Source organism: Tistrella mobilis KA081020-065 (assembly GCF_000264455.2).
Classification (GTDB): Bacteria; Pseudomonadota; Alphaproteobacteria; order Tistrellales; family Tistrellaceae; genus Tistrella; species Tistrella mobilis.
In genome coordinates this window covers 996091-1019373 of the sequence record NC_017958.1, presented here as the reverse complement: position 1 = coordinate 1019373, position 23283 = coordinate 996091, and the positions used below count along the sequence as shown (strand labels likewise).

Here is a 23283-nt window from a genome sequence, read left to right as displayed (position 1 = left end):
CCGCCATGTCGCTCACGCGTTGGATCCCTCGACCCAGCGGATGAAGCGGCTGTAATGGATGCCACGGGCAAAAAGGTCGAGCATCTCGGCGTCGCGGGCCATGGCGGCATCGGCATCTGCCGGCCAGTTTTCGGCCACGGCGCGGATGCGCTGCAGGTTCACCATCCTCCGGACGCTGGCCGATGCCTCCAGCCGGTCGAGTTCGGCCATGAAAGCAGGGCGGAGCTGTGTCAGCCGGTGGAACCAGTCGCCGTTCTGATAGCCGCGCTTCTGATTGTCCACCACCCGGGGCGGCAGACGATCCTTCAGGACCTCGCGGGCGAAGGAACGAGGTTTACCATTCGTCTGCCAGATCGTCACCGGAAGAGCCAGACAGAACTCGACCAGCCGCCGATCGCCCAGGGGGTCGCGCGGATCGCAACCGGTGACGTAGGGATGCCCCGCCAGCCACTGGCAGTTCGCGAAGTATCTGTCGAGATAGGCGATGCGGGACCGGCGATCATAGTCGGCGCGGTCGGTACTGATGAGCACTGAGTCGGTGACCGCGACCGGCTCGACCAGCGCCTCCAGATCGGCGGTCAGCAGTGCACGCTTGCGCCAGGCTTCCCCGGTGCCGCGCAGCCGCTGCATCTGCCTCCGAGCGCGGGCGGGAACCACATATCGCAACAGATTCTGCCGGATCTGAGGCCAGGGACGATGGCCATGGCGGCGCAGACCGTGAAGCTGTCGCGCCAGTTCCACGAACCGTCCCGCGGCGGCGAGATCGGCGAGCAGGGCCTCGCTCTTCCACGACAGGGTGCAATTGCCCGCCGTCCCGGTCAGGATCACCGATGCGCCGAGCGCTTTCGCCCGGGCATAGAGGGGCTGCCAGGCGCCAAAATTGGTGAAGTTCCGCATCGGCACGCCGAACTGCCGGAACAGGGCCGTCGCATCCTCTTCCCCCGGCGTGATTGCCCCGGCGGGAAGATAATGTGGGGTGATGTTCGGATAGAGCGCCGCGGTAGCCGCGGCAAAGGGCCCCTCGTCGTAGAAGCCGCGGGGGCGTTCGGCCGGCATCGGGGCGCTGGGATCCGGCTGCGCGGTGAGCGTGTGCAGCACCCGCGGGCTGCTCAACCGGGCGGCCGTCGCAGCCACCGCGCTGGAATCCAGCCCCCCCGACAGCTGGCAGGCGACGGGGTCGATCGCCCTCAGATTGGCCGCGACGACCTGGTCGAGCAGTTCGCGCGCTGCCTCGACATAGTCGCGTGGATCCCGATATACGATCCTGCGGCCGGGATCGGGGCGCCAGTAGCGGCTGATGCTGTGGTGGCCGTCCTTCCAGACCAGCAGCCCGGCCGGCGGCAGGCGGAACACGCCGCGAAAGGGGGTCGCCCCTGCCGGAATGGGACGTGCGAGCAGGAGATGCGCCATCGCGGTTTCGTCGACCTGGCGGGCCATGCCTGGAAAGGCCAGAACCGCCAGGGGCCGGCTGGCGAAGCGGAGCCGCCGGCCGTCACTGTGTGCAAAGATCGTCCGGCCGCCGCTGGCATCTGCCGCCATCACCAGGCGGCGCAGGCTCTCGTTCCACCAGGCGAAGGCGAAGGCACCGATCAGTCGGGGGCAGGCGTCGATCCCCCAGCGCTCCAGCGCCGCCATCACCAACGCACCATCGCCAAGGCGAACGGCACGGGCCGGATCCAGCGCCAGCGCCCGGATCACGTCCTCACGATTGTCCAGCCGGCCGTCGAAGACCAGCCTGGAGGTGCCCCCGGCAAACGCGGCGGGAAAGCGGTCCAGACGATCCTCGGGCGTGACGGGGCGCGGCACATGCACCATCGCCGCCGAATCGCCACGCCAGACCGATGCCCTGCCGCCCCCGCCATAGGTTGCGGCAATGCCGTCAAGCCCGTCGCTGCCCTCGGCCGGGACGGGTTCCGTGCCGACGAGCCCTGCAAAAAACGACATCGACGGCCGGATCAGCTTCCGGTCGGAGACGGCGAAAAGATGTCATCGCCGGGGGCGACGAGGCCGTTGTTGCTGGTCTGGGCGGTCTGCAGCACCTCAAAATCGGGTGTCTGCCATTTCAGGCGGGGCGCTGTCGGTGCCACGTCCGGGGTAAGATCATGCCTGGTATCAGTCATGTCATCGTCCTGCTTGAAAAGATCGAGATCTGCGAGCAGTGCAGCTTTGCGAGTCTATGTCGTTACATTATCTCGAAATCTGACATTTTCAGTGTAGCAGATGTCATAGATCGTCAGAACAGGAATCCGGCCGTATGCCGGGAGATGCTTGAAAGTGTGTATAAACAAGCCAGGCAATTCAATGATATGGCGTGCATACGTTTCACATTGCAGCGCTTTCAGATGCCTGGCCTTTTGAATATCAGGCTTCGAGCCAGACCCGTCCGGCGCTACACTGAAACCGTGGTGATCAACGAGGTGCGGGCTCCGGGAGCGTGACGACCATGCAGGACGATGTGACTATCGCCGCCGTGACGACGGATCGGCTCTATCGGCAGAAGACCCGCCTGTTGAGCGCATCGGTCGGCGATCAGGTCATCATGATGAGCGTTGAACTCGGCCGGTACTTCAATCTCAATCCGGTGGCCGGCCGCATCTGGCAGCTTCTGGCGACACCCTGCAGCCTCGATCGGATCGTGGCCGAACTCGCGCCGATCTACGATGCACCGGAAGAGACCATCCGGGCCGAGGCGGCGCATTTCCTGACACGGCTGGAGGGGGAAGGCCTGCTGATCGTAACGGCTGCGGGCGAGGGCTGACGGTCGCAACCCGTATCAGTGCGCCCGGCTGTTGTACCAGCAATTGATGGCAAAGCGTGACTGAGCGAAGCTGCCCCCCGGGCAGGAGACCGGGCGCACTTCGTGTGGTGCCCAGGCCGGAAACAGCAGCAGGCTGTCATGCACCGGTTCGATGTCGATGTAACTGCCGCCCTGGTCGAGCGGGCGAAGGGAATGCAGCCGCAATTCTCCCCCCGTAAAAGGTTTGGGCGTGGCATGAAAATAGTAGACGGCGGTCAGCACCCGGTCGGTGCCGGTCATCTCCCCCCGCACGAAAGTGTCGATGTGCCGCCGGTAGAAGTCGCCATCGCCATGGGCGGCAAGCTCCATCGACAGACTGTCGAGAGTGAAGGGCGCCAGATGCAAGGCGGCTGTCGCCCGGGGCAGCAGGGCGCGGAACTTCGTCTCCAGATCGCCTTCGAGCGCACCGAGGGTTCCGATGACCCGTGAACTGCGGATCTGCTTCGCAACCCGGCCCTTCTGATTGCCCACCTGGGTTTCGGAGAACAGCTCCGCCTGCGCCAGGGCAAAGGCGAGCAGGCGGGCGGCCATGTCTGCCCCGAACGCATCGCGGATGACGAGATGTGGCGGGACGGCCGAGAATGCGTCGATGGCGGCGGGTGTCATGAGGCGTCCGTCGGCGTGGGAAGGGCGATGACATGGGAAGGATGGTGAACGGGTCTTTGCACATCGCGCCCCTGCCGACGATCTGCCGAAAACCCGCCGACGAATCCGCCGGATGCTGATACCATCCCTCTCCCCCGGATGTCGAACAGGGTAACCGGATCATGATCGAGCTTTCCAGCGTCGTTTCGGCCAACCCCGATCTGCTTGCCACCGAAACCGATGGCGAACTGATCATGATGGATATGGAACAGGGGCGGTATTTCAGCCTGAACCGCATCAGCGCCGAGATCTGGCGGGAGCTGGAGCGGCCGCGGAAGGTGACCGATCTCTGCCGGTCGCTGGGGGAGCGGTATGACGCATCCGCTGCCGAGATCGAGCGCGACGTTCTGGATCTGCTGGGGCAGATGGAAGATCAGAAGCTGATCCGCATCCACGGCTGACCGATGGAGCCGGTCCTCTCAGCCGTGCCGCAACCCGTGCCGGCCAGGCTTCATCACGAGGCCGGCCGGATCACGGCCGACTGGGCCGATATCGCCGGCACGGACCCGGGCTTGCCCTTCTTCGATGACAGGATTGCAGGGGCAGGGCCGGGCTGGCGGGCTGAACTGCCGTTGACGGGTGATGCGCCGGCCCCCGCGGCGCTGATCCTGCATACCGGCCGCTGCGGCTCCACCCTGGTTTCGCGCAGCCTGTCGCTGCTCACCCGCTGCCATGTGGTCTCGGAGCCCCAGGCGCTCAACGACGTGTTGAGCGTCGATGGCGTCTGGCCGTTCCTGCCGGCTGCGACAAAGGTGGAGGCCCTGCGGCGGGTGGCTGCCGCCCTGGCCCGGATCGCCCGGCCGGATCAGGACCGGTTCATCCTGAAACTGTCCAGCTGGAACGCCCTGCACCTGCCTTTGCTGGATCAGGCCTTTCCCGGCGTGCCGAAGCTGTTCGTCTACCGCCGGCCCGACGAGATCCTGGTCTCTCTGCGGGACCGCCCGGCCGGATGGATGCGGCGGGCCGCGCATCGGATGCAGGCCGGGCTCTTTCTGGGGGGCACGCCGTCGCAGGTTGCAGACACGCCCCTGGCCTTCGCCGCCCAGGTGCTGGGGCGGATCCTGGCGGGGGTGGTGCGCGATGTGGAGCGGCAGGGGGCAGGGGACTGGCTGCTGGTGCCCTATGAAGCGCTGCCCCAGGCCCTGACGACGCAGATCCTGCCCTGGCTGGGGCTGATACCGACCGCGGAGGAAGCCGATCGTCTGGCCCATGCGGCCGGCCGCCATGCCAAGGATCCGACGGGCCGGCAGAGGTTCGAGCCCGACGGCACCCGTAAACGCGCGGCGGTGACCGCGGATCTGGCAGCGCTTGCCCGTGATCTGGCGGACGCGCATCATGACCGCCTGGAGCATCTGCGTCTGCAGGCCGGCCAGGCGTGAGATCAGCCTTCCGTCAGCAGGACGAGAGACCGTCGGGCAAGGCGGGCGACGGTGTCACGCACCGTCTCCATGTCCAGCCCGGCCGGACCGGGCAGGCTGGCGATCTGCCGTGCGCCGCCGGCCAGCAATGCCGCCAGCACGGCACGCTCATCCGGATCCAGCGTCACCTCTTCGCCGTTGAACGGGATGGTGGCACCGCCCTCCGCCGGCAGGCGCAGATCCGGTGCCGGCAGGGGCTGAACCCAGCAGGTCGGCGCGCAATCTGACGACAGGCCCAGATTGAAGGGCGGCCGGGTCTGTCGCTTCTGTATGTGGGCGGCCAGGAAGGCGGTGAGATCGATGCTATCGGCCAGGCGGTGCAGCGTGGCGCGCAGCTCTTCTGCGCAGCGTTCCAGATCGGTGGCCGTCCCGTAGACCGGGATGTCCCGGTCGAGATCGTCGGCCGCCAACCCATTCCCGGCCAACCCGGTCCCGGCCAGCCAGTGCAGCAGGTCCGATCCCCGGGGCCAGAGCAGCGCGTTGGTCAGATGGAGGGATGCCTCCCCCTCGACCGACGCCCGGTGGATCTCGCCGCGCGGGAGATACAGAATGTCGCCAGGCTCCAGCACCTGTTCCCAATGCACGGGGCCGAGGCGGTCGTTGGTGAGCGGCATGCCGGGCGGGTGTGCGCTTTGATGCCCGAACCCGAACCACCGCTTGCGGCCGTGCAGATGCAGGACCAGCACGTCATGGGGGTCGTGATGGGCGCGGAACGCGCTTTCCCTGCCGAAGCTGGCATAGACATTGGTCCCGATGCGGGCCGGCAGCGCCTGTTCCAGCATCTTGACCAGGGCGGCGATGCCGGGAACCGCATGCTGGATCTGGTTGAGGGCGATGCTCAGCCCCTCATGGCAGAACCGCTGCAACAGCTCGGGCACGACCACCCGCTTCATGTCGGGGCCGAGATAGCTCCACATTTCCCGCGGCAGGTCGCGGCCACGCCGCACCATCCGGGTCCGGTCGTCCAGCAGCCGCTCCGACCCCAGCAGGCTGTTGAAGGTCGACCAGGGCAGAAGCGCGCGGAACAGATCATCATGGCCGGTCCGGAACCAGGCCATGCGGCGTTCCCGGATGGCCGCATGGAGCAGCGCCGGGTCGTGCGGAGCCAGAAGGGCATCCAGGGACGGTATCATCGGCACTCCGTGCGCAGGTCGGATGCCAGAGCCCGCGCAGATCCCGATCAGCCGGGATCATCCGATCGGGTGGAGGCGCGGCTCACACCATCGCCTCAGGGCTGTTTTCGTGAGCCGGCCTGAAAGACGTCGGCTTCAGCTGGGGGACAGGTCATTGTCGGGGCCGAAGCCCCCGGCCACCCTGGTCGTGGTGACCAGATCCATCGCATCGAGAGTCGGACGGACCCAGGCGGCCTTTGCCGTCTTGACGTCTCCGCCGGCATTCTGATCGGACGACACGGACTGCGTCATGCGAAGATCCCCCCATTTTGGGAAAACTGAAACCACACGGCATCAATTTGCGTGGGCGGTGGAGGGCAGTCAATCCGGTTTATCTGTTCCGGAGCCTGATGTGTGGCGGACGCCTCCGGTCATGCGTCGGCACGGCAACAGATGCAGAAGCGAGTGAGTGTTCCGGCCGCAAAGGCGCGCCTTGTTCCACGGCGACTGCGCGCGCTCCTGAAGGTTGCCGTATCGTCACCTGACGTCACGGAAGCGCAACATCAGCGTCGCGTTGTGCGGCGGGAAACAGGCCGTGCAGGCGGCCGCACAGGAAAACCCCGCCCCGGGTGGAGCCGGGGCGGGGTGGAGACGGCGGTGGGGAAGAGGGTGTGGACCCGGGAGGTCAGTCCATCACCATCCCGCCGTCGACCAGCAGGGTCTGGCCGGTCATGAAGGCGGCCGCATCGGATGCCAGGAAACAGGCGACGCCGACCAGATCCTCGGCCCTGGAGGGACGGCCGAGCACGGCGCCGGCGGCGAATTGATCGAAGGCCTCGTTCTCGCGGCCGGTGAGGCCTGAGTCGCGGAAGCCCTGATCGATCAGCTTCCACATATCGGTCGCGACCACGCCCGGGCAGATCGCATTCACCCGGATATTCTCCGCCCCGAAGGCCCGCGCCGCCGCCTGGGTCAGGGCGACGACCGCGAATTTGCTGGCGGAATAATGGGCCAGCGGCTCGTAGCCCTGCTTGCCGGCGATGGAGGCGGTGTTGATGATCGCACCGCCCGTGCCCTGCGCGCGCAGGCGGGTGATCGCTTCCTGCATGCCGATCAGCACGCCCAGCCCGTTCACGTCCATCACCGTCCGCCAGTCGTCTTCGGTGATGGCGAGGAAGGGGCGGACCTGGGCGATGCCGGCATTGTTGAACACCACGTCCAGTCCGCCGAATTCAGCGATCGTCCGGTCGAGCATGGCCGCGACCGAGGCCCGCTCGCGCACGTCGACCGCGGTGGAGGCGGCCTTGCCGCCGGCCTTGCGGATCTCGTCAGCCACGCCGGCGGCGGTGTCGGGGTTGAGATCGGCGATCATCACCGCCGCACCCTGGGCGGCAAGCCCGCGGGCGATGGCGGCACCGATGCCGCGGCCGGCGCCGGTCACCACCGTGCGGCGACCGGAAAGGGGGAGAGAGGCGGTCATGGGATCATCCTCCGATATGGCGCCGGATCAATTCGTTGACCCGGGCAGCCGCTTCCATCTGGACCATGTGGCCGGCATCGGGCAGGACCTCGACCGTGGCCCCGGGCACGGCAGTGGCATGGGCGGCCGGGATCACCCGGTCCTCCGTGCCCCAGATCACCAGCACCGGCAGATCGGCAGCGGCGATGGCACCGGCGAGCGGGGTCTTCTGGCGGCCGCCCGCGAACAGCCCGTCGCGGAGCTTCGCCAGTGCCGCATCGACCCCGTCGAGGCGTTTGTATTTCAGCAGATCGTCGACCAGCCGCCGCCCGACCAGGGCCTGGTCGGCGAAGAGTTTCGAGAGCACGGGTTTGAGGTCGCGGCGCGAGGCCGCGGTGACGAAGCCGTCGATATAGCCCTGGTCGATGTCGTCCCCCAGCCCAGCCGAGGCGATCAGCGTCAGGGAGCGGGCGCGCTCCGGCCTTGTCGTGGCGAGGCGCGCCGAGACCGCACCGCCCATGGAATGACCGACCAGATGCGCCGCCTCGATATCCTGGCTGTCCATGAAGGCAAGCACCGCGTCGGTCAGCGCATCCAGATCACCCGCGCCCACATCCTTGGACGACTGGCCATGGCCCGGCAGGTCGAGGGCATGGACCCGGGCAGCGGCGGCCAGATCGTCGATGTTGAACAGCCAGTTGTCGAGATCGCCGCCGAAGCCGTGGATCAGCACGACATGGGGGCCGCCCTCGCCGCGGCTGGCATGGCGCAGCCGGCCGGCCGGGGTGTCGACGAAGGCATGGGCAGGGGTGGCGTCCTCGTCATCGCCGCCCGCCGCCGGCACCTCATAGGCGGCGACGAAGGCATCGATCGCGGCGTCGTCCACCTCGGGCGGCGCCAGCACGCCCAGCAGCGCCTTCACCGGGTAGACCTCGCCCTCCTGCCCGACCCGGCGGCGGAGACGGCCGGCATCGGCCGCCTCCACGACATTGGTGATCTTGTCGGTCTCGACCTCCATGATCTCGTCGCCGACCGAGATGTCGGCCCCTTCCTCGACCAGCCAGGCGGCAAGGCGGCCCTCCTGCATGGACAGGCCCCATTTCGGCATGACCAGCGGCTTGATGCGGTCGTCACTCATCGCGGTTTCGTCTCCTGGTCAGCGGCCGAGGGTCGTGCGGGCGGCCTCGGCGATCGCCTGGCCCGAGGGCAGGAACAGGTCTTCGAGCGTGGGCGAGAACGGCACCGGGGTATGGGGTGCGGTCACCATGCGCGGCGCGGCCTTCAGCGCCTTGAAGGCGTCCTGCGTCACCCGGGCGGCGATGTCGGTTGCGATCGAGCACCGGGGATGCGCCTCGTCGACCACCACCAGCCGGCCGGTCGCCTCCACGCTTTCCAGAACGGTGTCCATGTCGAGCGGCGAGAGCGTGCGCAGGTCGATGATCTCGGCCTCGATCCCGTCTTTCGCCAGCAGGGCGGCGGCTTCCAGGGCCCGGTGCACCATCAGCCCATAGGTCACGATGGTGACGTCGCCGCCCTCGCGCACCACCGCCGCCTCGGCGAAGGGGATGGCGTAGGATTCGGCAGGGACATCGGTTTCGTGGCCGTAGAGCGCCTTATGCTCGCAGAAGATCACCGGGTCGTTGTCGCGGATCGACTGGATCAGCAGGCCCTTGGCGTCATAGGCGTTCGACGGGCAGACGACCTTGAGCCCGGGGATGTGGGTGAACAGCGGGGTCAGCATCTGGCTGTGCTGTGCCGCCGCCCGGAAGCCGCCGCCGACCATGGCGCGGATGGTGACCGGCGTTTCGGCCTTGCCGCCGAACATGTAGCGGAACTTGGCGGCCTGGTTGTAGATCTGGTCGAAGCACACGCCCATGAAGTCGATGAACATCAGCTCCGCGACGGGGCGCAGGCCACAGGTGGCGGCGCCGATTGCGGCACCGACATAGGCACTTTCAGACAGCGGCGTGTCCATCAGCCGGTCGCCATGCTTGGCGTAGAGCCCCTTGGTGACGCCCAGAACGCCGCCCCAGGCATCGGCCTCGCCGCTGGCACCGGTGCCGCCCACGATGTCCTCACCCATCATGATGACGGTGGGGTCGCGGGTCATCTCCTGGTCCAGCGCCTCGTTGATGGCGTCTTTCATGCTGATCTTGCGGGCCATGACGGAAATCCTCCGGAAGAAGAGCCGGACCGGCTCAGTACGAGACGTAGACGTCGGTGAGGAGATCCGCCGGGGACGGCATCGGCGCGTCCTTGGCGGCCTGCACGGCGCGCTCGATCAGCTCTGCCACCTCGGCATCGATCGCGTCGCATTCGGCATCGGTCACCACGCCCGCACCGGTGACGCGGCTGCGGAAGATCCGGATGCAGTCCTGCTCGGCGCGGATGCGCTCCAGCTCGCCCTTGGCGCGGTAGGTCTGGGCATCGCCTTCGAAATGGCCGAAGAAGCGGACCATCTTGCATTCCAGCAGCGACGGCCCGCCGCCCTCGCGCGCCCGGGCGATCACCTCGCCCGCCGCCTCGTAGACCGCGAAGAAATCGGTGCCGTCGACGGTGACGCCGGGCAGGCCGAAGCCGGTCGCACGGTCGACATAGCTGTCGGCCGCGACCGCCCATTCGAAGGCGGTGCTTTCGGCATAGCCGTTGTTCTCGACCACGAAGATCGCCGGCAGGTTCCAGACGGCGGCCAGGTTCAGGCTTTCAAGGAAGGTGCCCTGGTTGGAGGCGCCGTCGCCGACGAAGCTGATGCCGACACCCTTGTGGCCCAGCACCTTGGCGGCCAGCGCCGCGCCGCAGACCAGCGGCGCACCGGCGCCGAGGATGCCGTTGGCGCCCATCATGCCCTTGGACAGGTCGGCGATGTGCATGGAGCCGCCCTTGCCGCGGCAGGAGCCGGTGGTCTTGCCGTAGATCTCGGCCATCATGCCCACCACGTCGACGCCCTTGGCGATGCAATGGCCATGGCCGCGATGGGTGGAGGCGATGCGGTCCTGATCGTTCAGATGCATCATGATGCCGGCGGCCGTCGCCTCTTCGCCGGCATAGAGATGCACGAAGCCGGGGATGTCGCCGCGGCCGAAATCGACATGCAGGCGTTCCTCGAAATCGCGGATGGTGCGCATGATCCGGTAGGCGTGGAGCAGCCGGTCGTGATCGAGCGGCAGCGGCCCGTCGGGACGGGCGGGCTTTGAATCCGGCATCGGTCATCCTCCCTGGATGGTGGCGGTGTGTCCGCCTTCGTGGTTGAGTCGTAGGAGTGGTCAGGTGCGGGGATGTCGTCAGGCGCTGGTGTTTGCAGCCGGTGCCCGCATCCTGTCGAAGAACAGGCCTTCCGCCGCGGCATGGGCCATGCAGGCCTCGACATCGACGGTGCGGAAGGCATCGGTGCGCAGCGTGACGGTGGGGGCGTCCGCTGCGGTGAAGGCGATTTCGCGCTCGCCGTCGAAGGCGAGAGACCCGGCCTCGGCCATCACCCGCACCGGCCGGTCGGGATCCAGCCGGGCGATGGCATCGATGCCGACCGGCAGGATCAGCCCGGGGGCGATCGGGGCATGCAGCACCCGTTCCGCATGGGCAGGGTCGGCGAAGCGCAGATGGCGGCCGAAGGGGGCCTCGCGGTCGACCGGAGCCGACAGCCCGGCGATGGCCGACATGCCGATGGTGCGCGGGTCGCCGAAGGTGACGAAAAGCTCGCGGAAACCCTCGGTGCGCCAGAGCGCGCGGGCGCCGACATAGCGCTCCGCCACCACCGCCACATCGACCAGCGCGGTTTCGGTGCGGCCGGCGACGGTCACCTCCAGACGCTTGTTGGGGCGGAAGGCCACCTCGGCCGGTACCAGCCCGGCGGCGGCCAGCCCCACGGCCAGCCCGGTGACGGTGGCCTCGCGGGTGTCGGGAAAGGCGTTGTTGGTGCCGGTCGACACACCGGCGATCGGTACGCGGCCGCAGGCCGAGGCAACGGCGCGATGGGTGCCGTCGCCACCCAGAACCACGATCACCGCCACACCCATGGCGGCCATGCGCCGGGCGGCCTCGATGCTGTCGTCGGCGGTGGCGGTGACGGCCATGTCCAGCCATTCGACCGCCGGGAAGCGGCCGTCACCGCGATTGGCCGATTGGTGCAGGCCGCGCTTCACATGCGACCGCACCCCGCCAGTATCCGGCATCATCACCACCCGGCCGATGCCGAAATGGCGCAGACAGGCCAGAATCCGGAGCACGATATTGGCCCGGTCGGCGATCTGCAGGCTGGTGGCGTTGGCGATCACCCGGCGGATATCCCGCGCGGAGACCGGATTGGCGATCACGCCCACCAGCGGCGCGCCCGCAGGCGGCGCTGCGTCGTCTCGTCGCGTTTCCATGCCCCTCATCCATCTTGTCGCCGCACATCTGACGGTGCGGTCCGGGCTGAGAGTGGCAAAAGGCGGGCCAGTTCTATGTTTTGAGCAGAATCAAATGCTTGGACGAAAGCCGCTGTGGCGTGTCGCGTGCGCCCTGCCACAGCTGTGGCGCCACGGGCGATGCGGGTGCCGCAGGTCGGCGGGCGCAGATCGGATCTGCCTCCTGCCGATGTCGTGCATCGTGACGCAAAGGTGGATCCCCGCCTTCGCGGGGATGACAGTTTATTGTGTTAGAACAAAAAGATAACCTCATTCCCGCGGAGGCGGGAATCCACCTGTACTGTCGCTGATCGTGGCGTTCAGGAGCCTATGGCCTGCCGCGCCTCACCCCTCTACCCGATGCGGCGGGCGGATGCCCAGGCGGCGCATGCGGCGGTGGACGGTGGTGCGGTCGATGCCGAGCGCGCGGGCGGCGGCCGAGACGTTCCAGCGGTGGGATTTCAGCACCATGCGCAGCATCTCGGCATCCTCCCGCGCCCGCGGATGGGGGCCGATGGCATGGGCCTGGGCGCTGAGTGCCGGGGCCTGCAGGTCTTCGGGCAGGTCGGTGACCCGGATCACGCCGCCGGTGGAGACCGCCCGGGCGCAGACCAGCGCATTGGCCAGTTCCCGCAGATTGCCCGGCCAGTGATGGGCGCGCAGGCGCAGCCGGGCCTGCGGGTCCAGGCGGTGGCCGGCGGGATCGGCCGCGCCGTCGGCCAGCATCCGGCCGACCAGCCAGTCCAGATCGGCGCGTTCCCTGAGCGGCGGCAGGGTCAGCAGGGCGCCGTTCAGGCGGTAGTACAGATCTTCGCGGAAGCGGCCGGCGCGCACCTCGGCCATCAGGTCGCGATGGCTGGCCGAGATCACCCGGATGTCGACCGGCACCGGCCGCGAGCCGCCGACAGGCAGCACCTCGCGTTCGGCCAGCACCCTGAGCAGCCGCCCCTGAAGGGCGAGCGGCATGTCGCCGATTTCGTCCAGGAACAGCGTGCCGCCCGATGCCTCGCGGATCAGCCCGGCATGGCCGCGGGCGCGGGCGCCGGTGAAGGCGCCGGGGACATGGCCGAACAGCTCGCTTTCGATCAGGCTTTCGGGCAGGGCTGCGCAGTTGACCGCCACGAAGGGGCCGGGTTTGCGGCGCGACTGGTGCAGGGCCTTGGCGAGATATTCCTTCCCCGTGCCGGTCTCGCCGCGGATCATGATCGCGACCGGCGCCTCGACCAGCCGGGCGGCGCGGCCCAGCATGGCCAGGATGGCAGGGTCGCCGCCGGTAAGGGCGGCGAGCGGTGCCGGCAGGCCATGGGTGCCGCGGCGGAGCGCATCGGGGCGGCTGCGGGCGGCGGGGGCCGGGCCCGGCGGGGCGGCATGGGCATAGAGCATGCGGCCCGAGCGGACCTCGATGCCGCAGGACTCGGTTGCAGCTCCCCGGCCCAGATCGCCCAGGCGTTCGACGTCGAAATCCACCAGCTCGTTGAAATGCCGGCCGATCACCGCCGACGGGTCGCGAGCGCTGCCATCGGCCTGACCGGCGAGCAGACGGCGGGCCCGATCGGTCATGCCCAGGATGCGGCCGTCGTCGTCCAGCGCGACCGCACAATCCGGGTCGGCCTCTACGAAATCCGGCGACAGGCTGAAGCGGACCAGCCAGCGGTCGCGGAAGCGCCGCTCCAGATTGGCCATTTCGATGGTATGGGCGTAGTCCTGCACCAGCTGCAGGGCCAGATGCTGGCTGTCCTTAGGTGTGGGGGAGCGCAGGGCCGAGATGTCGAGCACGGCGGCGAGACGGCCGTCGACATCGTGGATCGGCGCACAGGTGCAGGTCAGCCCGACATGGGTGGCATCGAAATGGTCGGTCTGATGCACGGTCAGCGCCTCGCCAGAGGCGATGCACAGCCCCACGCCACAGGTGCCGGCATGGGCCTCGTTCCAGTCCGAGCCCAGATAGAGGCCTGCCCGGCGCAGATGATTGTCGAAGGTGGGGTCGCCCATGAAATCGACCGTCACGCCGCGCGCATCCGACAGCAGCAGTACATAGCCCTGGCCGGCGATGCGGCGATGCAGGCTTTCCAGGCCGAAGCGGGCGGTGCGGATCAGGTCTTCCAGCCGTTCGCGATGCTCGCGCACCCGCGCCTCGGGCAGGATGCGGGCCTCCTGCAGGCGGGTGGGGTCCAGGCCGTGGGTCGCGACACAGCGCCGCCAGCTGTCGCGGATCAACCCGTCGCGCAGCGGGGTGTGGCCCTGCTGTGCGTCGCGGAAGGGGGAGGCGCGCAGCTGCTGCGGCCGGGCAAGGCCCCGACGGGCGCGCGCCGCAGTGCCGGGTTCAGGCGTCTCGGTCGAGACGACACGCACGACTTCCTCGATATGGTCCCGCACATGCATGGCCACCATCGTGTAGGTCCTCCCCAGGATCGGAGACGTGGCGCCGGTCATGCCGGCGATCGTCTCTCTCTGGGTGAAATCCTAACGCAGTTTCAGGCGCCGTGCGACAGAAACGGTACAAGAGGCCTGCATGCATGGTCTTGAAATAAATGGAAAAGGCCGATCTGTGGCGACGTCGTGCCTCAGGTTTTTCTTGCAGTGCGACACGAAAGACTGCGCTGCGTCATCGCCCGAGCGCATAATCCACCCGCTGCTTCAGCGCCGGCACCACACGGTCTTCGAACCAGGGCCGGTCGCGCAGCCAGCGTCGGTTGCGGGGGGAGGGATGGGGCAGGGGCATGATGCCCGGGGGCAGGGTTTCCCAGGCTGCGACCACGTCCGAGAGTGGTGCACGTGCGAAAGCAGGGCCGAGCAGCGGCCGGGCATAGGCCCCGATCGCATAGGCACCGGCCAGGATCACCAGGCGCAGTTCGGGCAGATGCGGCAGCAGCCGCGGATGCCAGGCCGGGGCGCATTCCGGCCGGGGCGGCAGGTCGCCGCCGGCGCCGCGGCCCGGATAGCAGAAGCCCATGGGGATGATCGCGATGCGGGCCGGATCGTAAAAGACCTCGCGGTCGAGCCCGGTCCAGTCGCGCAGCCGGTCGCCGCTGGCATCGTTCCAGGGCAGGCCGGTCTCGTGAACCCTGGTTCCCGGCGCCTGCCCGACGATCAGAATGCGGGCGCTCGCCCCGGCGCGAAGCACCGGGCGGGGGCCGCGTGGCAGATGCGGCGCACAGAGCGTGCAGCCGCGCGCCGCCGTCACCGCCGCTTCCAGGGCGGCATGCGCCCCGGCATCGGCGGTGGTGGGGGCGGCGATCACCCGGCCCAGATGTCGGGCCAGGGCGGCGGCGGTGAAGACGTCAGGTCCGGCGCTGTCGGTCAATGATCCTTCCGGGCCGGTGACCGCAAGGGGGCGCCCCGGCTCATTTCTGGCTGGCGAGATAGGCGATGATGTCGGCGCGTTCTTCCGGCTTTGCAAGCCCGGCGAAGGCCATGCGGTTACCCTTGATGAACTTTGCCGGGGCCGTCAGGTAGGTGTCGAGGTTTTCAGGGGTCCAGACCACGCCGGACTCGGCCATGGCATTCGAATACTTGAAGCCCTCGGCCTTGCCTGCCTCGCGGCCGTAGACGCCGTGGAGATTGGGGCCGACGCGGTTGGGGCCGCCGGCCTCGATGGTGTGGCAGGCCTTGCAGCGGGCAAAGATCTTCTCGCCCTTGGCGGCGTCACCCTCGGCGGCGGCGGGGCCTGCGGCGAGCATCAGGCCGGCGAGGCCGGCCACGGATGCGATGCGGAAAGGGGTTGCGATGCGGAAAGGGGTCTTCATTGATCTTGTCTCATCCTCATGTATCTGCGCCTCGGCCGCGCACGCCGTTGCCCCGGCGGATCACGGCTGTCTCTCGGGCGTCAATCTAGAATAAGCGATGGGGGCCGACTGTGCGTCCTATCACCGCAGGGCGGCGGCAGGGGCGGGCGGCACACCCGTTTTCCGGGTATTTTTGCCGGGTATTCTTGACGAAAACATCGTGAAGAACGTGTTAACCCTGTCCTGCGTGGCGCTGTCCCGGCCAATCGCGTAAGCTGTAGGCGTTCACGCCGTGACCGAAGCCCGGGGATCGCCCGCCCGCATGGGGCAGATCGTCCGGCGGCGCGACGGAACGGGGGAGGTCGTCATGGCTAAATTGAGCGAAGAAGACATCCGCAAGCTGCTGTCCGAGCCAACGGCGGCGCGGCGCGAAGACGTTGCCCGCAAAGTCGCCGCCGTCCATGCCGACGGAGAACTCAGCGACAGCGAGCGCCGGCTGGCCGAGGATATTTTCCGGCTGATGCTGCGTGATGCCGAGGTGCGGGTCCGCTCCGCCCTCGCCGAGGCCCTGAAGGACAATCCGGGTGTGCCCAGCGATGTCGCCCGCACGCTGGCGCGTGACGTCGTACCGGTGGCGACGCCGATCCTGGAATTCTCGGAGGTTCTGACCGACGAGGATCTGATCGAGATCGTCCGCGCCCAGACCGGTGCGGCACAGGAAGCGGTGGCCCGCCGCAAGACCATCTCGGCGGAACTGGGCGACACGATCGTCCGCCATGGTGCCGAAGGCGCCGTCGCGACGGTGGTGGGCAATCCCGGGGCCGAGCTGGGCGAAAAGACCCTGCTGACCGCCATCGACCGTTTCCCGGCCAGCGAGAACGTTCAGGCCGGCGTCATCGCCCGGCCGGTGCTGCCGGTGAAGGTGTCGGAGCGGCTGGTTTCGGTCGTATCCGACCGGCTGCGTACCCAGCTGGTCAAGCGGCCCGACGTGCCTGCGGGCCTGGCGCTGGATCTGGCGCTCGCCGGCCGCGAGCGGGCGGTGATCGGCCTGGTCGATCCGTCCCGTGCCGAGGATCCGGACGAACTGATCGACGTGCTTTATGCCGCCCGCCGGCTGACGCCCACCATCCTGTTCCGGGCGCTGTGCATCGGCGATCGCGGCTTTTTCGACCGCGGCATCTCGCGTCTGGCCGGGGTGGCGCTGATGAATGCCCAGCGGCTGATCGACGATCCGGGCCGCAAGGGGCTGGAGCGCCTGCTGCAGACCGCCCGGATTCCGGACGCGCTGGCGCATGCGATGATGACGGCCATCGACGTGGCGCGTGAAATGCAGTATGACGGCCGGCCTGGAGACCGGATCAGATGCCGCTCGACCCTGATCGAGCGTGTGCTGACCCAGGTCGAGGGCATCGACAGCGATAATCTCGACTATCTGATCAGCCGCCTGGCATCCGGCGACCGGGCGGCCTGACGGGAGCGGAATCACCCCCGCGCATTCCGGTTCATGTGGCCTCGCTTCCGTAAGGACAATACACTTGCGGACGAACGGTCAGGTGATCCGGATCCCCGCCGTGCCACGGTGGGTTGGGGTGAGACGGTGTGAACGAGGGCATGGGCGATAAAGCGTCGGTAACGGCTTGCGATGTGGCGCGGACCGACGAGGTCCGCATGGTGGCGACGACGGGCGGCTCCGGCCTTGATGGCGGGGCGGCGCCCGGTTGCGGCTTCGTGCTGGTTGCCCGGCCGGGTGTGGCCGGGGACGTGCCGGTCGGTCATCTTGCCGATCAGCCGCAGCGCCCCCTGCCGCTGGCCGATCTTGCCCGCAGGCTTTGCCCGGCCGTGCTGGCCGGCGACCTTGAAGACATGCTGTACCGCGCCTTTCTGCCCGATGCGCCCCGGCGCTGGATGGGCGGCGGGGTGATCGTGGCGCTTGGCGCGCCGGTGATGTCGGCGACCGGTGTCGCCACGCTGCGCGGCATCGCCATCGACCTGCCCGAAGCCATGGCCTCGACACTCGCCGCCGTCCCGCAGGACTTTCTGGCCGACCCCGAAATGGGGCTGGACGTGGAAGCCGCCGAGGTGGGGCTGGTCGTCACCGATGCCGACGGGCGGGTCCGGGTTTCGGACAAGCGGGCCCGGACGCTGTTGTCCTGGGCTGGCCGGGCCGAATCCTTCGCCGATCTCCTGTCACGCATGGGGGTGGTGGGCGAGCGGCTGGCAGGGCTGCTCGACGAGATGCGCCGCGGCACCCGCGACCGGCTGTCGGTGGAATGTCAGCTCGGCGCCGGCACGGAGGTGCGTTGGCTGCGGATCACCGCGATGGCCGATCGTCTGCAGGACGGCCGGCTGGACCGCATCGCCTGGACCCTGATCGACATTTCCGACCAGCGCCGCGAGACCCAGGCGGCCGAGCGCACCCATCGCGTGCTCGACGAGGCGCTGGACGCCATGTCGGCCGGGCTGGTTCTGTTCGATGCCGAGGACCGGCTGGTGTTCTGCAACAGCCGCTATCGCGAATTCTATGGCGTGCCGGACCACCTGACCCGGCCGGGCACGCCCTTCGTCGACATGCTGCGGGAAGAAATCGATTCCGGCCGGATCGACGTAGGTCTGGCCGATCGTGAGGCCTGGATCGCCCAGCGCGTGCGCAAGCACCGCAACCCGATCGGCATCATCGAGCAGCGCAATGTCGACGGCCGCTGGCTGCAGATCCGCGAACGGCTGATGAGCGGCGGGCTGGTGGTCGGCGTGCATGTCGATGCGACCGACATCAAGGTCAAGGAACGCCAGCTCGAGGAAAACCTGCACGAGTTGCAGGACACGCGTGAGCGGCTGGAGGAGCAGACCGCCCGGCTGGTGGAACTGGCCGAGGGCATGAGCCTGGCCCGCGATGCGGCGCTGGCGGCCGCGCGCAGCAAGGCCGAGTTCCTGGCCAATATGAGCCACGAGCTGCGCACGCCCTTGAATGCGATCCTGGGCTTTTCGGAAATGCTCCAGTCGGGGCTGTTCGGGCCGATGAGCGCCAAGCAGGAAGAATATGTCGCGGATATCCGCCAGTCGGGCCAGCATCTGCTGTCGCTGATCAACGACATTCTGGATCTGTCCAAGGCCGAGGCCGGCAAGCTTGCGGTCGAGGAAAGCGAGGTCCCGATCCGCTTCCTGCTGGAGCGCAGCCGCCGGATGGTGGCCGAGCGCGCCCGGCGTGGTGGCCTGGATCTGGTGGTGGAACTGCCCGACGAACTGCGCCGCGCCGATCTGAAGGCCGATGAGCGCAAGCTGACCCAGGTGCTGCTGAACCTGTTGTCCAATGCGGTGAAGTTCACCGATCCGGGCGGACGGGTCGAGCTGGGCGTGCGCCGCAATCCCGGCCCGGCCGCGCCGGGGGGTGCCGAGGGCGGCACGATCGAACTCTATGTCGCCGACACCGGCATCGGCATTGCCGAGGACGATATCCCGCGGGTCTTCCAGCCCTTCGAACAGGTCGACAGCTCGCTGTCGCGCCGCTACGAGGGCACCGGGCTCGGCATGTCGCTGGTCAAGGCGATGGTCGACCTGCATGACGGCGAGGTGGTGCTGGAAAGCGAGCCCGGGGTCGGAACCACGGTCCGGGTGTTGCTGCCGGCCTGGCGGCTGGTGACCGAAACCGGCGGTGGCCTGCCCCCTGACGGCGACGAGGATGGGGGCGAGGAGGACGAGAGCGACGAGGATGGTGACGATCCCCTGATCGAGAGCTTGCAGAAGATTCGCGGCGCCGACATCTAAATGCTATGGATCAACGGTTGATCCGCCGGTCGCCGGCGGATCCTGCCGCGTCCCCAAGTCTGTCGAATGGTCGCATCACCCATGCTCGCCCGTCCCGGTTCCTCCCCGAGCCGCCTGCCCCTGGTCTTTTCTGCACTTTTGACGATCACCTGTCTTTGGATGGCGCCGGCCACCGCCCAGATCCCACCGGATCGCAACCTTCAGCCGCAGCCGACGACGCCGGCGGTTCCCGGAGATCCGGCTGCGCCCGGCGAGGCCGAGGTGCCGCCGCCGCTGCCGCCCAACACGGTGATCCGCATGCTGTCCGACGGCCGCACCGTCATGATCGGCCCCTCGCAATACGCGACCGAGTTCCGCATGCAGGCGACGGTGATGAACCCCGACGGCACCCGTCGCCGGCTGGAAGACGGGCTGCACAAGCTGGATGACGGCACGCAGTTCCGCGTCCGCCGCGGGTCGATCATCGATGGGCGCTGACTGACGGAGAGCTGATGAATGGCGACCGCGGCACCGGTTTTCGATCCCGACTTCCAGGCGATGCTGGAGACGTTGCTGCGGTGGCGCCGGGATGTGCGCAGGTTCCGCACCGATCCGCTGCCCGAAGAGCTGATCGACCGGCTGCTCGATCTCGCCTGTCTCGCGCCCTCCGTCGGCAACTCCCAGCCCTGGCGCTTCGTGCGGGTCGACACGCCCGCTTTGCGTGCCGCCATCCGCGCCGAGGTGCTGAAGGCGAACGAGGCCGCGGCGACCGCCCAGGCCGATCCGCGCCGCGCCGCCTATCGGGCGCTGAAGCTGGAAGGGCTCGACAAGGCGCCGCTGCAACTCGCGGTCTTCGCGGTCACCGATCCTGAACAGGGCCACGGGCTCGGCCGCCGGACCATGCCCGAAACCGTGGCCTATTCGGCGGTGCTCGCCATCCATACATTATGGCTGGCGGCACGTGCCCATGATGTGGGGCTGGGCTGGGTCTCGATCCTGGATCCCGCACCGGTGGTGCAGCTGCTGGACGTGCCGGCCGGCTGGGGCTTCATCGGCTATCTGTGTCTTGGCCGGGCGGCCGATGAGCAGGAGGTGCCGGAGCTGGAGCGCCAGGGCTGGCAGGACCGCCGGCCCGACTGCCGGCAGGTGCTGCGGCGTTGAGCCGCAGTGCCGCATTTTTTCCTCTCGTCCTCTTCTCGCGAGTGAGCCCCGATGCGCTGGATCGACCGTTTCGACCCTGAGACGAGCCTGGACGACGTGACCCCCGACCTGCCGATCGTGGTGCTGACGGGGGCCGGCATTTCGAAGGAAAGCGGGCTCGACACCTTCCGCGATGCCGACGGGGTGTGGCGGCGCCACAGCCTGGAAGACCTGGCGACGCCCGAAGGTTTTGCCCGCAACCCGGCTCTGGTCCAGGGCTTCTACAACAGCCGGCGCACCCAGCTGGCGACCGTTCAGCCCAATCCCGCGCATCAGGCGCTGGCCCGTCTGGAGGCGGCCTGGCCGGGCGGGGTTCTGGTGGTGACCCAGAATGTCGACGACCTGCACGAGCGCGCAGGCAGCCGCAATCTGATCCATATGCATGGCGAACTGGCCAAGGTGCGCTGTCTGGAGTGTGAGGCGGTCGCCCATCACCTGGCCGATCTCGACGAGGCCTCGGCCTGCGGCGGCTGCGGATCGACCGGGCGGATGCGGCCGCATATCGTCTGGTTCGGCGAAATGCCGTTCGAGATGGAGCGGATATGGGCGGCGCTGGCCGGGTGCGGGCTGTTCGTCTCGGTCGGCACCTCGGGCACGGTCTATCCGGCGGCGGGTTTCGTGGCCGATGTCCGCCATCGCGGCATGGCCCATACGCTGGAACTGAACCTTGAGCCGTCGGAAGGCGCCAGCCTGTTCGCCGAAACCCGCTACGGCCCGGCAAGCCTGATCGTCCCCGCTTTCGTCGACGAGCTGCTCGGCCGGCTCTGAGCCGGATCAGAGCGGTCTCGCCATGGCGATCCGTGGTCCGAGCGGGTCGAGCCGCCGGGCTTCGGCCAAACGGATCTGCCTGAGCGCCGGCCCCTGGGCAGCGGGTTCAAGCTCCGTGAACCCCAGCCGGCGGTACCAGGGGCCGTTCCAGGGCACGTCGCGAAAGGTGGTGAGGGTGAGGCGGTGAGGGCCCGCCGCATGCGCCCGATCGGCCACGGCCTCGATCAGGCGGCGGCCGATGCCCCGGCGCTGGACATCCGGCGCCACGTCGAGTTCCGCGAGATGAGCGTTGCCGTCCACCACGGTGACGATGGCAAAGCCCGTCAGCCGGCCCCCCAGGCTTGCGGCCAGCACGGCCCCCTCGGCCACCCGTGCGGCGATGGCGGCCGGATCCGAGGCGGCAGCACCCAGATCCATCCCGATCCGGGCGAATTGTGCCGCCGCCGCATCCTCGATCGCGGCCAGCGCCGCCGCCTCGTCGGGGTGGGCGGGGCGGATCAGCAGGTCATCCGCCCGGGGCCCGGTCTGCGTCATTCCGCACCCGTCTGCGTCATTCCGCCCACGTCCGGCTGGTCCGGAACACGTCGTGATACAGGAAGATCCGGTCATTGCCGGTATCGGCCACGAACACCACCCCGTCGTCATCCACCGCAACCCCGGCCGGTTCCGACAGCGGACGGCAGAGATCGTCGAAACAGTCATAGGGCGGATCGTCGAGGCTGGAGACCATGCCGGTTTCCGGATCCACCACCCGGATCGCATCATTATAGGCGTCGGCGACCAGAATGTTGCCGTTCATGTCGAAGCAGAGGCCGAGCGGGTGCTGAAAGCGCGCGGTCCGTGCCGGTCCGTCGACCATGCCGAACTCGAACAGACCGTCACCGACCAGGGTCGAGACCGTGCCGCCCGCAAGATCCAGCCGCCGCAGGCTGGAGGTTTCGGCATCGATGAACCAGAGCCGATCTTCCTTCAGCGCCAGCGCCGAGGGCTGGGCCAGCGCCGCCTGATCGGCCGGCCCGTCGACCAGCGCCTCGGCGCCGGTGCCGGCCAGCGGTTCCAGCACGCCGGTCTCAAGATCGATCCGCGCCAGCTGATGGGTGCCGGCATTGGCGACATACAGCACACCCTCGCGATATTCCAGATCCCAGGGGCTGGCGAGAGCCGAGTCGATGGCGGGGGCTGGTGCCTTCAGGATCGGGCCACGCCGGCCGGTGCCGGCGATGGTGGTGACCTCGCCGCTCGCCACATCGATCCGGCGCACGGCGTGGTTCCAGGTATCGGCGACGAAGATCGCGCCATCGGCGGCGATCAGCCCCTGCGGCCGCTGGAAGCGTGCGCTTTCGGCCGGCCCGTCGACCAGCCCGGGCTCGCCCGATCCCACCCGGCGGATCTCGTTGCCGGCATTGTCGAACAGCGCGATCTGGTGATGGCCGGCATCGGCGATCGCCCAGCCGGCAGAGCCGCGGCCATAGCGGAATTCCTTGAGCTTCGCCGGGTGGCGCAGCAGCCGCGCGGGTTCGGGGGCCGGCGCCAGATCGAGCGTGGCGGGCGCAAGGCTGCCGCCCTCGCGCGCCTCTTCAAGCACCCGATCGACCAGTTCCACCAGCTTCTCCAGCGCCGGCTCGCCGGGGGCAGCCCCCAGATAGGCGCCGTCGGGGCCGATGAAACCCAGCGTGGGCCAGGCGCGGATGGCATATTCGCGCCACATCCGCATCTCGGGGTCGTGGATCACCGGATGGGTGATGCCGTAGCGGGCGATCGCGCCGGCGACCTTGGCCGGGTCGCGCTCGGCGGTGAATTTCGGGCTGTGGACGCCGATCACCGCCACGGTGTCGGGATAGCGCCGCTCGATCTCGGCCAGCACCGGCAGTACATGCATGCAGTTGATGCAGCAGAAGGTCCAGAAATCCAGGATCACCAGCCGGCCGCGCAGGTCCTGCAGGGTTGGCGGCGGGCCTGCGAGATTGAACCAGGTGACGCCGTCGGTGGGGAAATGCGGGGCGCGGATCGCCATCAGACGTGTTCTCCCTATTCTG

The 23283-nt window shown here is 68.4% G+C and carries 22 protein-coding genes; 8 read left to right on the top strand and 14 right to left on the bottom strand.

Annotation, left to right across the window (positions count from 1 at the left end; genetic code table 11):
- Positions 1-12: 12 nt before the first annotated feature.
- Positions 13-1944 (bottom strand): asparagine synthetase B family protein, encoded by a 1932-nt coding sequence (locus tag TMO_RS28100; RefSeq protein WP_014748460.1) that lies wholly within the window; start codon positions 1942-1944, stop codon positions 13-15.
- A 499-nt stretch (positions 1945-2443) separates the two neighbouring features.
- Between TMO_RS28100 and TMO_RS28095 the strand changes: the two genes are divergently transcribed.
- On the top strand, positions 2444-2758 hold the full coding sequence (locus TMO_RS28095) for a PqqD family protein (protein ID WP_014748459.1): 315 nt from the start codon (positions 2444-2446) through the stop codon (positions 2756-2758).
- A gap of 15 nt (positions 2759-2773) precedes the next feature.
- On the opposite strand, the gene TMO_RS30105 is transcribed toward TMO_RS28095, so the two are convergent.
- Positions 2774-3403: a 2OG-Fe(II) oxygenase gene (locus TMO_RS30105; protein WP_014748458.1), complete on the bottom strand. Its 630-nt coding sequence runs from the start codon at positions 3401-3403 to the stop codon at positions 2774-2776.
- A gap of 161 nt (positions 3404-3564) precedes the next feature.
- Here TMO_RS30105 and TMO_RS28085 point away from each other — a divergent pair, with 161 nt between their 5' ends.
- Positions 3565-3843, top strand: a complete 279-nt coding sequence (locus TMO_RS28085; RefSeq protein WP_014748457.1) for a PqqD family protein — start codon at positions 3565-3567, stop codon at positions 3841-3843.
- A 3-nt stretch (positions 3844-3846) separates the two neighbouring features.
- Positions 3847-4821: an aspartyl/asparaginyl beta-hydroxylase gene (locus TMO_RS28080; RefSeq protein ID WP_014748456.1), complete on the top strand. Its 975-nt coding sequence runs from the start codon at positions 3847-3849 to the stop codon at positions 4819-4821.
- 2 nt (positions 4822-4823) lie between these two features.
- Here the strand turns inward: TMO_RS28080 and TMO_RS30100 are convergent, their stop codons facing one another.
- The 10 genes from TMO_RS30100 to TMO_RS28035 form a co-directional block, all read right to left on the bottom strand.
- On the bottom strand, positions 4824-5993 hold the full coding sequence (locus tag TMO_RS30100) for a JmjC domain-containing protein (protein WP_014748455.1): 1170 nt from the start codon (positions 5991-5993) through the stop codon (positions 4824-4826).
- A 135-nt stretch (positions 5994-6128) separates the two neighbouring features.
- Positions 6129-6284, bottom strand: a complete 156-nt coding sequence (locus TMO_RS31930; protein ID WP_187297883.1) for a hypothetical protein — start codon at positions 6282-6284, stop codon at positions 6129-6131.
- Positions 6285-6657: 373 nt separating this feature from the next.
- Positions 6658-7452, bottom strand: coding sequence for an SDR family NAD(P)-dependent oxidoreductase (locus TMO_RS28070; RefSeq protein WP_014748453.1), 795 nt, complete (start codon positions 7450-7452; stop codon positions 6658-6660).
- Between the two features lie 4 nt (positions 7453-7456).
- On the bottom strand, positions 7457-8569 hold the full coding sequence (locus TMO_RS28065; protein WP_014748452.1) for an acetoin dehydrogenase dihydrolipoyllysine-residue acetyltransferase subunit: 1113 nt from the start codon (positions 8567-8569) through the stop codon (positions 7457-7459).
- A gap of 18 nt (positions 8570-8587) precedes the next feature.
- Positions 8588-9595 (bottom strand): alpha-ketoacid dehydrogenase subunit beta, encoded by a 1008-nt coding sequence (locus TMO_RS28060; protein WP_014748451.1) that lies wholly within the window; start codon positions 9593-9595, stop codon positions 8588-8590.
- A gap of 34 nt (positions 9596-9629) precedes the next feature.
- On the bottom strand, positions 9630-10634 hold the full coding sequence (locus TMO_RS28055; RefSeq protein WP_014748450.1) for a thiamine pyrophosphate-dependent dehydrogenase E1 component subunit alpha: 1005 nt from the start codon (positions 10632-10634) through the stop codon (positions 9630-9632).
- A gap of 78 nt (positions 10635-10712) precedes the next feature.
- On the bottom strand, positions 10713-11795 hold the full coding sequence (locus TMO_RS28050) for an ATP-NAD kinase family protein (RefSeq protein WP_014748449.1): 1083 nt from the start codon (positions 11793-11795) through the stop codon (positions 10713-10715).
- Positions 11796-12158: 363 nt separating this feature from the next.
- A complete protein-coding gene (locus TMO_RS28045; RefSeq protein ID WP_228382374.1) occupies positions 12159-14246 on the bottom strand; it encodes a sigma-54-dependent Fis family transcriptional regulator in 2088 nt (695 codons plus the stop codon).
- A gap of 172 nt (positions 14247-14418) precedes the next feature.
- On the bottom strand, positions 14419-15117 hold the full coding sequence (locus TMO_RS28040) for a uracil-DNA glycosylase family protein (protein WP_014748447.1): 699 nt from the start codon (positions 15115-15117) through the stop codon (positions 14419-14421).
- Positions 15118-15157: 40 nt separating this feature from the next.
- A complete protein-coding gene (locus tag TMO_RS28035) occupies positions 15158-15559 on the bottom strand; it encodes a c-type cytochrome (protein ID WP_014748446.1) in 402 nt (133 codons plus the stop codon).
- Between the two features lie 346 nt (positions 15560-15905).
- Between TMO_RS28035 and TMO_RS28030 the strand changes: the two genes are divergently transcribed.
- The 5 genes from TMO_RS28030 to TMO_RS28010 all read left to right on the top strand — a co-directional run bounded on the left by TMO_RS28030 (position 15906) and on the right by TMO_RS28010 (position 21247).
- Positions 15906-17009 (top strand): DUF2336 domain-containing protein, encoded by a 1104-nt coding sequence (locus TMO_RS28030; protein WP_041608103.1) that lies wholly within the window; start codon positions 15906-15908, stop codon positions 17007-17009.
- 197 nt (positions 17010-17206) lie between these two features.
- A complete protein-coding gene (locus TMO_RS30095; RefSeq protein WP_187297882.1) occupies positions 17207-19300 on the top strand; it encodes a PAS domain-containing sensor histidine kinase in 2094 nt (697 codons plus the stop codon).
- A 159-nt stretch (positions 19301-19459) separates the two neighbouring features.
- Positions 19460-19777 carry a hypothetical protein gene (locus tag TMO_RS28020; protein ID WP_014748443.1) on the top strand — a complete coding sequence of 106 codons (318 nt, stop codon included), beginning with the start codon at positions 19460-19462 and terminating at the stop codon, positions 19775-19777.
- Between the two features lie 18 nt (positions 19778-19795).
- Positions 19796-20440, top strand: coding sequence for a 5,6-dimethylbenzimidazole synthase (gene bluB / locus TMO_RS28015; protein ID WP_014748442.1), 645 nt, complete (start codon positions 19796-19798; stop codon positions 20438-20440).
- Between the two features lie 51 nt (positions 20441-20491).
- Positions 20492-21247, top strand: a complete 756-nt coding sequence (locus TMO_RS28010) for an NAD-dependent deacylase (protein WP_014748441.1) — start codon at positions 20492-20494, stop codon at positions 21245-21247.
- Between the two features lie 6 nt (positions 21248-21253).
- Here the strand turns inward: TMO_RS28010 and TMO_RS28005 are convergent, their stop codons facing one another.
- Positions 21254-21781 (bottom strand): GNAT family N-acetyltransferase, encoded by a 528-nt coding sequence (locus tag TMO_RS28005; RefSeq protein ID WP_014748440.1) that lies wholly within the window; start codon positions 21779-21781, stop codon positions 21254-21256.
- Positions 21782-21797: 16 nt separating this feature from the next.
- Positions 21798-23261: a thioredoxin-like domain-containing protein gene (locus TMO_RS28000; protein ID WP_014748439.1), complete on the bottom strand. Its 1464-nt coding sequence runs from the start codon at positions 23259-23261 to the stop codon at positions 21798-21800.
- Between the last annotated feature and the right edge of the window lie 22 nt (positions 23262-23283).

Excerpts from the sequence above, each read along its gene's own strand:
- TMO_RS28000 (WP_014748439.1), bottom strand. The coding sequence starts at position 23,261 with ATGGCGATCCGCGCCCCGCATTTCCCCACCGACGGCGTCACCTGGTTC.
- TMO_RS28020 (WP_014748443.1), top strand. The coding sequence starts at position 19,460 with ATGGCGCCGGCCACCGCCCAGATCCCACCGGATCGCAACCTTCAGCCG.
- TMO_RS28085 (WP_014748457.1), top strand. The coding sequence starts at position 3,565 with ATGATCGAGCTTTCCAGCGTCGTTTCGGCCAACCCCGATCTGCTTGCC.
- TMO_RS30105 (WP_014748458.1), bottom strand. The coding sequence starts at position 3,403 with ATGACACCCGCCGCCATCGACGCATTCTCGGCCGTCCCGCCACATCTC.
- TMO_RS28095 (WP_014748459.1), top strand. The coding sequence starts at position 2,444 with ATGCAGGACGATGTGACTATCGCCGCCGTGACGACGGATCGGCTCTAT.
- TMO_RS28010 (WP_014748441.1), top strand. The coding sequence starts at position 20,492 with ATGCGCTGGATCGACCGTTTCGACCCTGAGACGAGCCTGGACGACGTG.
- TMO_RS30095 (WP_187297882.1), top strand. The coding sequence starts at position 17,207 with ATGGTGGCGACGACGGGCGGCTCCGGCCTTGATGGCGGGGCGGCGCCC.
- TMO_RS28060 (WP_014748451.1), bottom strand. The coding sequence starts at position 9,595 with ATGGCCCGCAAGATCAGCATGAAAGACGCCATCAACGAGGCGCTGGAC.
- TMO_RS30100 (WP_014748455.1), bottom strand. The coding sequence starts at position 5,993 with ATGATACCGTCCCTGGATGCCCTTCTGGCTCCGCACGACCCGGCGCTG.
- TMO_RS28050 (WP_014748449.1), bottom strand. The coding sequence starts at position 11,795 with ATGGAAACGCGACGAGACGACGCAGCGCCGCCTGCGGGCGCGCCGCTG.
- TMO_RS28080 (WP_014748456.1), top strand. The coding sequence starts at position 3,847 with ATGGAGCCGGTCCTCTCAGCCGTGCCGCAACCCGTGCCGGCCAGGCTT.
- TMO_RS28055 (WP_014748450.1), bottom strand. The coding sequence starts at position 10,634 with ATGCCGGATTCAAAGCCCGCCCGTCCCGACGGGCCGCTGCCGCTCGAT.
- TMO_RS28065 (WP_014748452.1), bottom strand. The coding sequence starts at position 8,569 with ATGAGTGACGACCGCATCAAGCCGCTGGTCATGCCGAAATGGGGCCTG.
- TMO_RS28030 (WP_041608103.1), top strand. The coding sequence starts at position 15,906 with ATGGCTAAATTGAGCGAAGAAGACATCCGCAAGCTGCTGTCCGAGCCA.
- bluB (WP_014748442.1), top strand. The coding sequence starts at position 19,796 with ATGGCGACCGCGGCACCGGTTTTCGATCCCGACTTCCAGGCGATGCTG.
- TMO_RS28045 (WP_228382374.1), bottom strand. The coding sequence starts at position 14,246 with ATGACCGGCGCCACGTCTCCGATCCTGGGGAGGACCTACACGATGGTG.
- TMO_RS28070 (WP_014748453.1), bottom strand. The coding sequence starts at position 7,452 with ATGACCGCCTCTCTCCCCCTTTCCGGTCGCCGCACGGTGGTGACCGGC.
- TMO_RS28005 (WP_014748440.1), bottom strand. The coding sequence starts at position 21,781 with ATGACGCAGACCGGGCCCCGGGCGGATGACCTGCTGATCCGCCCCGCC.
- TMO_RS28100 (WP_014748460.1), bottom strand. The coding sequence starts at position 1,944 with ATGTCGTTTTTTGCAGGGCTCGTCGGCACGGAACCCGTCCCGGCCGAG.
- TMO_RS28035 (WP_014748446.1), bottom strand. The coding sequence starts at position 15,559 with ATGAAGACCCCTTTCCGCATCGCAACCCCTTTCCGCATCGCATCCGTG.
- TMO_RS31930 (WP_187297883.1), bottom strand. The coding sequence starts at position 6,284 with ATGACGCAGTCCGTGTCGTCCGATCAGAATGCCGGCGGAGACGTCAAG.